Raw genomic sequence first — 13,395 nt, 5'->3', positions numbered from 1 at the left:
CACCGAGAAGCGTTCGATGCGCACGATCCGACAGGACGGCCAAAGGTAGGAAGCGCCTTAGACGATGGCCATGTCGACGAAGCGGGACAGGTGGAGTTGTGCTGCCACCGTCACCGTGTCTGTCGGTCCGTTACGGTGCTTTGCCACGATGAAGTCCGCTTCGCCGGCTCGCGGTGATTCCTTGTCGTAGTAGTCGTCGCGGTGCAGGAGCAGGACCACGTCCGCGTCCTGCTCGATGGAGCCAGATTCTCGCAGGTCGGACAACTGGGGGCGCTTGTCCGTACGTTGTTCGGGGCCTCGGTTCAGCTGGCTCACCGCGATCACCGGGCATTCGATCTCCTTGGCGAGGAGCTTCAGACCCCGGGACAGGTCGGCGACCTCCTGCTGGCGGCTTTCCGTGCGCTTGGGGGAGGTCATGAGCTGGAGATAGTCGATCACCAGGAGCTTCAGGTCATGGCGCTGCTTGAGGCGGCGGGCCTTGGCTCGGATCTCCATCAGGTTCATGCTCGGGGTGTCGTCGACGAAGATGGGTGCCTCGCTGATCTCGCCCATGCGGCGGGCGAGTTTGGTCCAGTCGTCGTCGGAGAGTTGGCCGGAGCGCAGGGTGTGCAGGGGCACCCGGGCCTCCGCGGACAGCAGGCGCATCACCATCTCGATCTTGCTCATTTCGAGGGAGAAGATGGCGCTGGCGCAGTTGCTGCGGATGGCCGCGTTGCGGGCGAAGTCCATGCTGACCGTCGACTTACCCAGACCGGGACGGCCCGCGACGATGATCAGCTGGCCGGGGTGGAGACCGTTGAGGAGCCGATCGAGATCGGAGAAGCCGGTGGGTACGCCGGTCATCACGCCGCCCTGGGCGCCCACGGCCTCGATCTCGTCGAGGGTGGGCTGGAGCATGTCGCCGAGCGCCGCGAAGTCCTCGCTGACCCGCTTCTCCGTGACGTCGTAGATGGCCTGCTGGGCGAGGTCGACGATGTCGTCGACGTCCCTGCCACCGTTGCCGCCGGTGCCGTACCCCAGTTGCACGATCTTGGTGCCCGCCTCGACGAGCCGGCGCAGCACGGCGCGCTCCGAGACGATGCGGGCGTAATACGACGCGTTGGCCGCGGTGGGCACACTCTCGATCAGGGTGTGCAGGTACGGCACTCCGCCGACGCGCTGCAGGTCACCGGAGTCGGCGAGCGCCGCCGCGACCGTGACGCCGTCAGCGGGTTCGCCCCTGCCGTACAGGTCGAGAATGATGTCGAAGATCGTGGCGTGCACCGGGCGGTAGAAGTCCGGGGTTTTGAGGATCTCCACGACGTCGGCGATGGCGTCCTTCGACAGCAACATGCCGCCGAGCACGCTCTGCTCGGCGGCGATGTCCTGGGGCGGCGTCTTGTCGAACCCGCCCTCGGCCGGTGGTGGGGCGCCGCCGCCGGGAGGCCTGCCGCCGGTGGACGGTCGCCCGCCGGCAGCCTGCGGGCGGGACTCGGGCCGTGCGTCATCGGTGATCGACACTCCGACCTCCCCCTCCTCGGTACCTCACGCCATTGCCACCCCGTCCGTGCCGGTCGGGGCGGTACTCCTGCCGGGCCGAGCTCGGCGCACCCCGCCGAGTCGGCGCGGCCGCCGCGGACCTCACGCCCATCCGAGCAATCCACCCACAAGCCATCCATCCGCCCGGAGCCGGCTAGTCCGCCGCCAAGCCGACCACCCCCACCCCAGAGCCGGCTAGTCGGCCGCCGAACCGACCAGCCCGCCCGAGCCGGACATCCCACCCGGGAGAAGGCCCGCCCGCTTAAGACCGCGGCCCGAAGCAGCCCGAACCACCCGAGCGGCTTCGATGCCGTTCAGCCCGTCGGAACCCCCAACCAGTCGATCAAACATCCTGGGTACGACACTTTCGGGTGAGCGCAGCCCCGGCCGGGTGACCCGATCACGGGCCCCGCCGGCGCCGGCAGTTTCCGGCCGAATCGGCCCGGGGACGCGGTCCGGCGCGGGTAACCATACGAACCCGCACGTCATCGGCCCAAGCAGCCCGGTGGACGAGCCTCGGGACAACCTGTGGACAACGCCTCCGGTTCTGTGTGCGGCCCTGTGCACAGCCTGTGTATAACGCCTGGGGAAGCCTCCGGACGTACCGTTCTGACCAGCACTTTTGCCATCCCCACCGTGTGGAGAGAACAAAAAGGTGCCGCTCGTGACGAAGCCATCGCCCCAGGGCGTTGCAGATCCGCTGAACGCACGTCACGCTTTTCAGGTGGACCAACGGGAGTGGGACTTCGGCGCCCGCCTGCCGCGCGAGAGGAGCGGTGCGGACCCTTGGTCAACCTCGAACGGCCCGGAAAGTCCTGATTCGTCCCAGCCTGTGGAACCCGGTGCGGTCGTCTGGGGCACGGGATCGGTCGCCGACACCGGCAGCATGCAGCCCATTCCCGAGGCAGTCGCCTGGTCGCTGCGCGCCGAGGCCTGGGCGCAGAACGAGGACCAAGCGGTCGAAAGGTCCAGTTCGGGCACGGTGAGCCGGTGGTCCGACGTCGCGGCGACCGGGCGTCCGGCGATTCCCGCCGATGGCGTCGGCTGGCGTACGTCGACCTCCGAGTGGCGTGCCACCAGCGACACCGCCCGCTGGAGGCAGACGACCGAGTGGCGATCCGCCTCGGGGACCCACGGCTGGCGCCAGACGACCGAAGCGTGGCAAGCCGGCGACAGCGAGAACTTCCGCCCGCCGGTCGACCCGCCGTCCTCCAGCTTGCCGGCCATCTCCGGCACCGCCTGGCCCACGCCGGAGACCATCGACCAGCCGTCCAGCACCCCGCCGACCTCGGCCGTTCCCGGCTGGCAGCAGTCCACGACCGACGCACCCCCGAGCTGGCAGCAGACATCCGCACCGGACACACCGTCCTGGCAGCAACGCCCCGCCGACGCCGCCCCCAACGGGCAGCAGCGCCCCGCCGACGCCGCGCCGAGCTGGCAGCAACGCCCCACCGACGCGCCGAGCTGGCAGCAACGCCCCGCCGACGCCGTGCCGAGCTGGCAGCAGCAGCAAGCCGGCGAGGCCTGGCAGCGCGGCGAGGACGGGCCCTCGTGGCAACAACGTCCCGCGGACGCCGCCCCGTCCTGGCAGCAAGGAGCGGATGCCGCCCCGTCCTGGCAGCAAGGACAGGCGCCGACCGAACCGGCAGCACCCTGGCAGCAGCGCCCCGCCGACGCCCCCCCGAGCCGGCAGCGCGACGACCGGCCCTCGTGGCAGCAGTTCGCCACGCCGTCGGCGGCTCCTCCGTGGGAAACCTCAGCGCCGTCCCCGCAGCCGGCCGACGCACCCCGGCCCCGCACGGGCCGCCCCTCCTGGGACAGCCCTCCAAGCTGGCAGCAGTTCGCCGGCTCCAGCCGGTCCGAGTCCATCGGGCCCCGCGAGACGGGCGACTGGCAAACCGGGTCCACCGGGCCGCGCGAGACGGGCGACTGGCAAACCGGCCGATCTGCGCGGAGCGGCGCCCCGGGCTGGGAGACGGACCCGCCGGGGAGCAACGGCGCGCCCCGGTGGCAGACTCCCGCCGATCGACCGGGAGAAAGCTCGCCCAACCGGCAAAACACGCAGCTTCCCGTGGAGCCGGTCTCGTACGCCGGTAGCTGGTCCGACGACGGCCGCCACCTTGTCCGCGAGGACGACCGCGCCCAATGGCGCCGCGAGTCGGCCGCCGGCCAAGCGGGCCACCGCCGGGCCGGCGAACCCGGATCCCGTACGAGCGGAGGTACGGGCTGGGCGGACCGCTCGGACGCCGACAACTGGGCCGGTCACACCGACACGGGCAGCATCCCGAGGTTCCCGGACCCCGCGACCGACAGTTGGCGCACCAGCTCGACCACGAACGGCTGGCAGGGCGCACCTACGACGGACAGTTGGCGCACCGCCAACCCGGCCGCCGACAACTGGCGCAGCGGCGACCAGGCCGGCGCTGGCACCTGGAGCGGCGACCAGGCCGGCGACAACACCTGGCGCAGCGGCGACCAAGCAGGCGGGGATAGCTGGCGCAGCGGCGACGAAGCGGGCGGGGATAGCTGGCGCAGCGGCGACCAGGGCACCGGTGACGGCCGGCGCAGGGACGACCGGACGAACGGCGCGGAGGCGCGCGACGGATGGCGGGACACCGGTTCCCGGCGTCGGGACGCCGAGATGCCGCCGCCGGCCGACCCGTGGGACCACGGCGCCGCCGAGACAGGTGTCATCCCGCTTCCGCTCCAGCCGCGTGAGGGCGACACGGGTGCCTGGCGGAACCGTACGGACACGGGCTCATGGCAGCGCGAGACCGACGCGGACCGGGAGCAGCGCGGCGACGGCCGGCGCAGCCGGGCGGATCGCAGCGACACCGGTTCCTGGCAGCGCGAGGCCGAATCAGGCCCCGGATCATGGCAGCGCGACGACCGGCGCTCCGACGCCGGCTCCCGTGCAAGACGGCGCGACCTCGACCCCAGCGAGGGCCGTGGCGACGCCGGGCCGGGCGAGAGGTGGCGTGGCGAGGGGCGGCGGGACGACGGTCCCGGCGACAACAGCGGGTCGTGGCGGCGTGACGCCGACAGCCGGGACGGCGGCGCACGGCGACGGGACGCCGACCCTGGCGATGGCACCGGCGGCTGGCGACGTGATCCCGAGGGCGGGCGCGGCCGCCGCTCTGGACGCCCGCGCGGCCCGGAAGCCCAGCGTGAGCCGCGCCGCGGCCTGGACGCCCAGCGAGGCGCGGGCATGCCTCGCCGCGAGGGCGGCGCGGCATACGCCCGCAGGCGCGAACCCGACACCAGTTGGCAGCGCGAGCTGGAGTCCGGCCAGTGGCACCGCGACCCGGAGTCGGACGTCTGGCTCCGGGACTCCGACACCGGTCAGTGGCACCGTGCCGAGGTCGACGAAGACGAAGACGACGAGGACGATCGGGACGACGAGAGGCCACGCCGGCGGTCCCGCAGTGGCGGCGTGCCGGGCGGGCCGCTGGCGATCGAGAGTGGAAAGCGCCGCGAGGACGAACCCGGCCGACGGCGCGGAGCCGCGGACAATGAGGACGACGACCCTCGTCGGCAGGGCGGCGGTCGCCGGCGGGCTTCCGAGGGCCCACTGCAGCTCGGCGCCCGCGCGGAAGCCCCGCTCGACCCGGAGGTGTACCGCCGCGACGACAACCGCCCGGTCTCGGCGCCCTCCGAACGCTGGGACGACGACCGCCCGACCTCGGGGCTTCCCGGACGCTCAGACGACCGTCCGACCTCGGCACCCCCCGGACGCTGGGACGACGACCGACGGGCCTCGGCACCTCCCGCGCCCGGAGACGACGACCGGCCGGTGTCGGCGGCCCCTGCGGCCTGGCATCGGGAAGCCGCGCCCTCGGACGACGATCCCGTTTCGGCGCCGCCGGCCGGCCGGCGACAGGGTGGCGGCCCGGGCGCGGCCCGTCCGGTGTCCGCCAGGCCCTCAGGCAGGCGCGGCCCGGACCACGACGACGAGCGCACCTCGGAGCCCGACGAGCGCAGCCCTCGCCCCGTCGACGAGCGCGGCCGCGACCGCGGCGGCGAGCGAGGATACGGCGGTGGGCAGCGCCGAGGGCTCGGCGCGGCTCCGGAACCTGGCGCGTGGCGTGCCGAGGCACAGGCGACGGCCCGCACCGACTCGTGGCGCAGCAAGCTGCGGGCGGAGCAGGGCGGCCAGGAGGCTTACGGCGAGGGACTGACGGAGATCCGGCAGTCCGAGCCGACAGCGTCATGGCGGGACCAGCCGGCACGCGGCGGGGCCAGCTACCGCGAGGGCAGCTCGGGGGACTGGCGGAGCGAACTCAAGGCCGAGAGCAACCTCGCCGACGGTGAGTCACGGCGCTTCGGGACGAGCGACTTCGTGCGGTTCCGGCCGCCGTCGAAAGACGGGGCCTCGGCGTCGGTCAAGGTGCCGGTCGCCAACTCGGCCTCCGAGGGCATCACCGAGGTCATCCAGCGTACGGGCGCAAACTGGCAGAACCCCCCGGACACCGAATGGCCGCCGCGAGGCGCGGTGATGGCCAGCTCCGCGGGGACGTACGAGCGGCGCCCCGTCAAGACGTTCGCGGCGACCACCGCCCGGCAGAGCGACCTGCTGGAGCCGGAGGAGGAGTTCGAGGAGGAAAGCGGCGGTCCGCTGGCGGCGGTCGGTTACACCGTCGTCTGGTACGGCGTGCCGGTCGTTCTCTTCGTGCTCTACATGCTGGTGCTCAACGGCAACCAGCGGGCGCACGCCCTGGGCACCCTCGCGGACGCGGCGCCGCAGTTCAGCCTGTCGCTGGTGCTGAGCATGCTGGTCGCGGTCGGCCTGCGCTGGGCGAGCGGCTCGTGGAAGGCGGCGAGCGTGGGCCTGGCGGCGGCGGTCGTGGGCGGCGGCCTCGCCACGGTGTTGACGTCGGCGATCACCGGCCAATCCCTCAGCTAACGAGCAAATCCCGACCCGCCACCAAGCAAGACCCGAAGCCCGGGCTCACAAACGGCCGGGCGGACGAGCAGCCCGCGCACAAGCCACCTAAGCGCACAGCCGCCGGGCAGACGAACAGCTCCCGCGCACAAAGCCGCCCAAGCCCCCAAGCAGCCAACCCACACGAGCCGCCGAGGGTGCACAAGCAGCCCAGGCGGACAGGCCCGGCGCCCCGGCACGATGCTGTCGTCACGACGGGCGGGTGGATCGAGTCCTGAGGCATCCGGCCACGGCTCGGGAGACGGGGTTGTGGCGCCGTACATGAAAAAAGCGCGTCACCCCCGGAGAGGGTGACGCGCTTTTCTAGAGCTGGTGTTACTTGGCGGCCACGACGTTCACGGGGAACTTCGCGGTCACCTCGGGGTGGAGCTTGACCTGGACCGTGTACGAGCCCGTGGTCTTGATGTGGCCGGGCAGCTCGAGGCGGCGCCGGTCGAGGGACGGACCGCCGGCGGCCTTGACCGCGTCGGCGATCTCGGTCGGGGTGATCGAGCCGAACAGGCGGCCGCCGTTGCCGGAGCGCGCGGTCAGCGTCACCTTGAGGCCCTCGAGCTGGCCCTTGACCTCGGTGGCCTGGCCCAGGTCGCGGATCTCGCGGGCCTCGCGGGCCCGCTTGATGACCGTGACCTGCTTCTCGGCGCCCTTGCTCCACTGGATCGCGAAGCCCTGCGGCAGCAGGTAGTTGCGGCCGTAGCCGTTCTTGACCTCGACGATGTCGCCGGGGGTGCCGAGGCCCGACACCTCGTGGGTGAGGATGATCTTCATCTCGGTGCCTCCCCTCAGCGCGCCGTGGCCGTGTACGGCAGGAGCGCCATCTCGCGGGCGTTCTTGACCGCGCGGGCGATCTGCCGCTGCTGCTGGGACGTCACACCGGTGACGCGGCGGGCACGGATCTTGCCGCGGTCGGAGATGAACTTCCGCAGCAGAGCGGTGTCCTTGTAATCGATGTAGGTGATCCCGTCCTTGTCGAGCGGGTTCACCTTCTTCTTCGGCTTGCGCAGTGCCGCAGCCTTCGCCATTGCTCTAACTCCTGAACTCAAGAAAGCCCGTTACGGGGCTCAGAAAGGTGGCTCGTCGTCGAAAGAGGAGCTGCCGCCGCCACCGCCGGAGCGGTTGCCGCCGGAGGCCGGGGCCGCCGTCGCCCACGGGTCGTCGAAGGAGGAGTTGTTGTTGCCGCCTCCGCCGCCACCGCTGGGCTGCCGGTTGCCACCACCGCCGCCGAAGCCGCCTCCGCCGCCACCGGACCGGCTCATCTTCTGCACCTTCGCCGTGGCGTAGCGCAGGGACGGGCCGATCTCGTCGACCTCGAGCTCGTAGACGGTGCGCTTCTCGCCCTCGCGGGTCTCGTAAGACCGCTGGCGCAGCCGGCCCTGCACGATCACCCGAGCGCCACGCTGCAGCGACTCGGCGACGTGCTCGGCGGCGTCACGCCAGATGTTGCACGCGAGGAAGAGTGGCTCGCCGTCTTTCCACTCGCCCGACTGCCGGTCCAAGGTCCGCGGCGTCGACGCGATGCGGAACTTGGCGACCGCCGCACCCGAAGGGGTGAAGCGCAGCTCAGGGTCGTCGGTCAGGTTGCCGACGACCGTGATGGTGGTTTCTCCTGCCATGATCTTCTCCTCGCCGCTTCTCTCGTTCGCAGAAGGCTCTCAGAGCCCTACGACAAAAACGAGGGTCAGCGGGTCTCCGGCCGGATGACCTTGGTACGCAGGACGGACTCGTTCAGCTTGAGCTGACGGTCCAGCTCCGCCACCGCCTCGGGCGTGGCCTGCAGGTCCGCGACGGCGTAGATGCCCTCGGACTTCTTGTTGATCTCGAACGCGAGCCGGCGCCGGCCCCACACGTCGAGCTTCTCCACCGAGCCACCCGCGTTGCGGATCACGTTCAGGAACGTCTCGAGCGACGGGGCGACGGTGCGCTCCTCGAGCGAGGGGTCGAGGATCACCATGAGTTCGTAATGACGCAAGACGTCTCACCTCCTATGGGCTGAACGGCCACGGTCTCTCCGTGGCAGGAGGTCTTGTGTCGATCGCAGAAAGAAACCGTGGGCGGTCGTCCCACGGCGGGCTACTGCGAACCGAGCCAGCATACCCGCGCCGAGCTGGGCAACCAAAAAGAGAGCCCCGTCCGTGGACGGGGCTCTCTTCACCGAAAGCCGCGGGGCGTCCGGTCCGCATTCGCTGGGTGGGACCTGGGGAGGAACGACCACACCGATGAGGTTGGAACGGCCGCCCCGCGGAGCTTGTGCCGATGAGTCTACGCGACAGTTGCCCGAGATGCACGTTGCGACACGATTGCCCGAATTGCCCCTACTGTGACGCCGAGCACTGCGATCGCCGCGACCAGCGCGAGCAGCCCGATCGGCCGCGAATCGGACATGGGTCGCATCGCCGCCACCGGCTCCGCCGCGGCGATCTCCGTCGCCGGCCCGGCCACGTGGGCAGGCACGGCCTCGGTCGTCGCCCCCAGATCCGCCGACGGTACGCCGGGAAGCAGCGTCTTGTCCCCACCCGGCGGCATTCCGGGCGCGGCGCCTCCCGCCGTGTCCTGCATGGTGGTGATCTTTGTCCGCGCCGCGTGACCGCCCAGGGGCATCGATCCGGCCTGGAAGCCGGCAGGACCGGTAGCCGCCGCCGGACGCGCGTCGGGCCGCAGGACGACCGGGCCGGCCGCGCCGGGCGCCGCCGGGTGCTCCGTGGCGGGGAAGCCGCCGCCCGGTTGCGACTGCCCGCCGCCGGAGGTGGGCGCCGAGCCCGGCCCGGACGGCGCCGCGGTGCTGCCGCCGGTGGCCCCGTCCGAAGGCGACGGAATCGGGTCGGGCGTCGCCGGGGAGGTGGACGGCGTGGCCGTGACCAGCACGGGTGTTGCCTGGTCGGTGATCGCACAGCTCGGGTCGAGCATCACCGCCGTCGTCCCGCGCCGGAACACCACCTCGGTGGAGCCCTCGTCCGGGATGGATCCCTGTTTTGCGCCGTTGAGTAGCAGGTTGGCGCCGTGACCGGTGCGGTTGACCATCCGTACGGTGCTCTCCGCCGGCACGGTCATCGAACCCACCGACGGCGTGGACTTGCAGGACAGACCCAGCACCCCACCGCCCTCGAAGACGACCTGCCGGCCGGTCTCGCCCGCCTGCTCGGCGTTCGCCGTACCCGTCGTGACGATCGCCGCGCCCAGCAGGAACCCGCCTAACACGCTCGCTGTCACCCGGTGTCGGACTTGCCGCGACATGCCACCATCCTCAAGCTTTCGGGTGCAATACCCTCGAATAACGACGCCTTGTTCGGCGCGGTGACGCACTCGGTGGCCGCTCCGCGACAATGGGTGAGCGTCATACCCGCGTCGTAGGCTCGTTTCCATGCGCATCGGAGCCCATGTCGACCCCACCGACCCCCTCGCCGCAGCCGCCGCCCGCGGCGCCGAGGCCGTCCAGTTCTTCCTGGCCGACCCGCAGGGTTGGAAGGCCCCGGCAGCCCGCGCCGACACCGAGGCGCTCAAGGCGTCCGACGTGGACATCTACGTCCACGCGCCCTACGTGATCAACGTGGCGACGCTGAACAACCGCATCCGCATCCCGAGCCGGAAGCTGCTGCTCACGCACGCCCGCGCGGCCGCCGAGATCGGTGCCCGCGCGCTGATCGTCCATGGTGGTCACGTCAACGCCGGCGACGACCTGGCCGTCGGTTTCGACAATTGGCGCAAAACCTTTGCGTACGCGGAGAAGGAAGGCGGCCTACCCCTCCCGGTCCTGATCGAGAACACCGCCGGTGGGGACAACGCGATGGCCCGCCGCTTCGACAACCTCGCCCGCCTCTGGGACGCGGTCGGCGAGTTCGGCGCGGGATTCTGCCTGGACACCTGCCACGCCCACGCCGGCGGCGAGGAGCTGCTGGACATCGTGGACAGGGTCAAGTCCATCACCGGCCGCATCGACCTGATCCACGCCAACGATTCCAAGGACGCTTTCGACTCGGGACGGGACCGCCACGACAACCTCGGAAATGGCAAGATCGACCCAGAGCTGGTCGTAGCGGCGATCCGGGCGGCGGGCGCCCCGGCAATCGTCGAGACCCCCGGAGGGGTCGAGGGCCAGTCCGCGGACATCGCTCTGTTGCGGGAACGGGCAGGCAGCTAACCAGCGGCACGAGGGAGCGGGATGACGACCGAGCGGTCGCGGGTCGAAGCCCCTGGGAAAGCAACATCTCCCAGGGACGGCGAACCCACCACACCCGACATCGAGAAGCCAGCCGCCCCCGACAGCGCCCCCGCAGGCGGAACTGGGAACCCGGCCGGGACTGGGGCAAGTGGAGCGGTGGCCGGCGGAGGAAGGCGTGGAACCGGGACCGGCGAGGCGGAGGCCGGGACCGGCGAGGCGGAGGCTGGAGTCGCCGGGGTCGAGGAGCGGATGGCGGATCGGCCCAGGCTCCGGCGGTGGGCCGGGTTGCGTCGCGGCCGCAGCGGGAGGGCGATCAACCCGGTGGAGATGGGACGAGGCCTCCGGCCCGCCGTGCCACCTCATTCCTCCGGCACCGCTGGTCAGGCGACCACCGCCGACGGGCACGTGACCATCTCTGACGGCGAGACCGTCGACAAGTCGGCGGCTGCCAACGCCACCGCCACCGCCGACGGCACCGCACCCGTTGACTCAGCCCTGCCCGCCGGCTCGACCACGCTCGCAGATTCGCCCGCATCCGGTGGCTCGGTCGCACTGGCCGAGCCGGCCACGCTCGGTGATTCGGCGCGGGGCGGGTCCGTCGCGCCGGGCGGGCGCTTCGGGCGCCGGAAGGGTGCGCTGCCGACGGCTCGTCCTCCCGGTGCACCGCCGGATCCTTGGACCGCCTTCGCTCAGACCCCCGACCGCCGGCCGGGCCGCATCCGTGGCGCCCTCCGCGCCGTCGGACGCGCGCTCATCCACGAGTACGCCCTGGTCATCTACGGTGGGCTGGTGCTGGCCGTGGTGCTGACCTGGCCGACACTGCGCTATCCGATGTACACCGTCCCGCAGGACGTCTGGGATCCGTCGCGGCAGGCGTGGCAAGTGTCCTGGGCAGGGCATGTGCTCCTCAACGAGCCCGCGCGCTTGTGGCAGGCCAACGCGTTCTTCCCGGAGCGCTACAGTTTCGCGTTCGGCGACAGCCTGCTGGGCTATGCGCCCGCCGGCATGCTCGGCAGCGGCCCGCTCGCCGCCGTACTGAGGTACAACATCCTGTTCGTGCTCGCCCACGCGCTGCTCGCGATCGGCGGGTATGCGCTGGTCCGGCAGCTCGGCGCCGGGCGGACGGGCGCGGTGGTCGGGGCGGTCGCCTTCGCCTACGCACCGTGGCGACTCGCCCAGGAGGGGCACCTCGACATCGTGTCCGCCGGTGGAATCCCGCTGGCCCTGGCGATGCTGGCGCGGGGACACGGCTGGTCCCTGCGGTACGGCTTCCGCCCCGCTCGGCGGCACGCCGGATGGGCGGCGGCCGGATGGATCGTCGCTACGTGGCAGATCAGCCTCGGGTTCTCGCTCGGACTGCCGTTCGCCTACGTGCTCGGCTGCCTCATCGTGATCGTCGCGTGCAGCGTGCTCCTGCGTCAGCTCGGACGACTACTACGCCGACTACGACTCCGCCGATCGCCGAAGCCAGAAGCTGCACCAGCCCCAGAACCGGGACCAGCACCAGCACCAGCGCCAGCGCCAGCGCCAGCGCCAGCGCCAGCGCCAGCGCCAGCGCCACAACCAGGATCAACGTCAACACCGACGCCGGTCGCCGCATCAGCGCCACAGCCGGAGCCGGCGTCGGCTCCGATCTCGGGATCGGTGGCGACCTCGGGATCGGTGCCGGAGCCGGCGGCCGTGCGCGGGTTCGGGTGGCGGTTGCTGGTCACCGACCTGCTCGGGGTTCTGATCCTCGCGGGCGTCGGGGCGCTCATCGCGATTCCCTACCTCCGGGTGGCGGACACCGCGCCGGCGGGCAGAGAGATCGCGTTCTTCTCGCCGCCGATCCACAGCCTGCTCATCGGACCGGCGGAGTCGCGGATCTGGGGTGCGCCGCACGCCGTCGCCCGGGAGGCCCTGGTGTGGCCCGCCGAGATGACCCTGCTGCCGGGCTTCGTGCTGTATGCCCTCGCCCTGGTGGGGCTGGTCTTCTCGGTCTGGCGCGTGTGGCAACGGCTGGTCCTGCTCGCCGCCGTGCTGGTCAGCGCCGCCCTCACTCTCGGCACGACATTCTTCGACGGGCGCTGGAGCTATCTGCCGCTCTTCGGGCAGCTTCCGGCGTCCTTCGGCGTTCGCATCCCCGGTCGGCTCATGCTCTGGGTCACGCTGTTCCTGGCGATCCTGGCCGCGGGGGCGGTGGCCGAGTTCGTCCGCCGTGCCGAGAACCTGGCGGCTTCCCGGGTGCCGCCTCGGCCGGGCCCGTGGCTTCGGCTGGCGACGCTCGTACCGTTGCTGCTGGTGCTGGTCGAGGGATGGAATGCGACCGCCCATCCGGTGGTTCCGGCCCAGCCCGCGGCGATGCGTACGGTGACCGGCCCGATGCTTGTCCTGCCTACCGCCGCGTTGACCGACCACACCGTCATGCTGTGGTCGACCAGCCGCTTCCAGGCGATCGCCAACGGTGGCGGCGGTTTCGCGCCGGGGCGCCAGGCGGAGCTGCGCCGTTCGGTGGCGAGCTTCCCGGATGCGACCAGCGTGCAATATCTCCGCTCGCTGGGCATCGGAACGGTGCTTCTGCTCCGGACCCAGGCCTCCGGCACACCGTGGGATCGCGCGGGCGACCGGACGGTGGACGCACTCGGCATCACCCGCGAGGACCTCGACGACAACTCGGTCCTGTTCCGCCTGAACTGAAGCGGGCAAGCGCCACCCCACAGGCATCAACGCCCGAAGCGAAGCCACCCCTGAAACAGGCGACCGTCACCCCCACACGCATCAACGCCCCAAGCGAAGCCACCCC

At 71.6% G+C, this 13,395-nt stretch carries 9 protein-coding genes; 3 read left to right on the top strand and 6 right to left on the bottom strand.

Going from position 1 to position 13,395, the window contains the following annotated elements; genetic code table 11:
- Positions 1 to 57 precede the first annotated feature (57 nt).
- Positions 58 to 1,500 carry a replicative DNA helicase gene (gene dnaB / locus EDD30_RS19810; protein WP_071810277.1) on the bottom strand — a complete coding sequence of 481 codons (1,443 nt, stop codon included), beginning with the start codon at positions 1,498 to 1,500 and terminating at the stop codon, positions 58 to 60.
- A gap of 904 nt (positions 1,501 to 2,404) precedes the next feature.
- On the opposite strand from dnaB, the gene EDD30_RS19805 reads away from it, so the two are divergent.
- Complete coding sequence (locus EDD30_RS19805; protein WP_148088145.1) at positions 2,405 to 6,421, top strand: hypothetical protein; 4,017 nt, start codon at positions 2,405 to 2,407, stop codon at positions 6,419 to 6,421.
- A 354-nt stretch (positions 6,422 to 6,775) separates the two neighbouring features.
- Here the strand turns inward: EDD30_RS19805 and rplI are convergent, their stop codons facing one another.
- From rplI to EDD30_RS19780, 5 genes are all read right to left on the bottom strand, one after another.
- The gene (gene rplI, locus EDD30_RS19800; protein ID WP_071810081.1) at positions 6,776 to 7,225 is read right to left on the bottom strand and encodes a 50S ribosomal protein L9; all 450 of its coding nucleotides are present in this window, start codon (positions 7,223 to 7,225) and stop codon (positions 6,776 to 6,778) included.
- 14 nt (positions 7,226 to 7,239) lie between these two features.
- A complete protein-coding gene (gene rpsR / locus EDD30_RS19795) occupies positions 7,240 to 7,479 on the bottom strand; it encodes a 30S ribosomal protein S18 (protein ID WP_007073789.1) in 240 nt (79 codons plus the stop codon).
- 39 nt (positions 7,480 to 7,518) lie between these two features.
- Positions 7,519 to 8,070, bottom strand: a complete 552-nt coding sequence (locus EDD30_RS19790) for a single-stranded DNA-binding protein (RefSeq protein ID WP_071810082.1) — start codon at positions 8,068 to 8,070, stop codon at positions 7,519 to 7,521.
- A gap of 65 nt (positions 8,071 to 8,135) precedes the next feature.
- Positions 8,136 to 8,426, bottom strand: coding sequence for a 30S ribosomal protein S6 (gene rpsF, locus EDD30_RS19785; protein WP_071810083.1), 291 nt, complete (start codon positions 8,424 to 8,426; stop codon positions 8,136 to 8,138).
- A gap of 290 nt (positions 8,427 to 8,716) precedes the next feature.
- Positions 8,717 to 9,688, bottom strand: coding sequence for a hypothetical protein (locus EDD30_RS19780; protein WP_143163069.1), 972 nt, complete (start codon positions 9,686 to 9,688; stop codon positions 8,717 to 8,719).
- Positions 9,689 to 9,815: 127 nt separating this feature from the next.
- Between EDD30_RS19780 and EDD30_RS19775 the strand changes: the two genes are divergently transcribed.
- Both EDD30_RS19775 and EDD30_RS40720 read left to right on the top strand, forming a co-directional pair.
- Positions 9,816 to 10,592 (top strand): deoxyribonuclease IV, encoded by a 777-nt coding sequence (locus EDD30_RS19775; RefSeq protein WP_071810085.1) that lies wholly within the window; start codon positions 9,816 to 9,818, stop codon positions 10,590 to 10,592.
- A gap of 657 nt (positions 10,593 to 11,249) precedes the next feature.
- Entirely contained in the window at positions 11,250 to 13,289 is a 2,040-nt protein-coding gene (locus EDD30_RS40720) for a hypothetical protein (protein ID WP_244945619.1), read from the top strand.
- Positions 13,290 to 13,395: the final 106 nt, after the last annotated feature.

The organism is Couchioplanes caeruleus (assembly GCF_003751945.1).
Lineage (GTDB): Bacteria > Actinomycetota > Actinomycetes > Mycobacteriales > Micromonosporaceae > Actinoplanes > Actinoplanes caeruleus.
This window is presented reverse-complemented; position numbering and strand designations above follow the sequence as displayed.

Bases quoted from the DNA above. Each gene is read 5' to 3' on its own strand.
- EDD30_RS19805 (WP_148088145.1), top strand. From the start codon at position 2,405: ATGCAGCCCATTCCCGAGGCAGTCGCCTGGTCGCTGCGCGCCGAGGCC.
- rplI (WP_071810081.1), bottom strand. From the start codon at position 7,225: ATGAAGATCATCCTCACCCACGAGGTGTCGGGCCTCGGCACCCCCGGC.
- rpsR (WP_007073789.1), bottom strand. From the start codon at position 7,479: ATGGCGAAGGCTGCGGCACTGCGCAAGCCGAAGAAGAAGGTGAACCCG.
- EDD30_RS19790 (WP_071810082.1), bottom strand. From the start codon at position 8,070: ATGGCAGGAGAAACCACCATCACGGTCGTCGGCAACCTGACCGACGAC.
- EDD30_RS19780 (WP_143163069.1), bottom strand. From the start codon at position 9,688: ATGTCGCGGCAAGTCCGACACCGGGTGACAGCGAGCGTGTTAGGCGGG.
- EDD30_RS19775 (WP_071810085.1), top strand. From the start codon at position 9,816: ATGCGCATCGGAGCCCATGTCGACCCCACCGACCCCCTCGCCGCAGCC.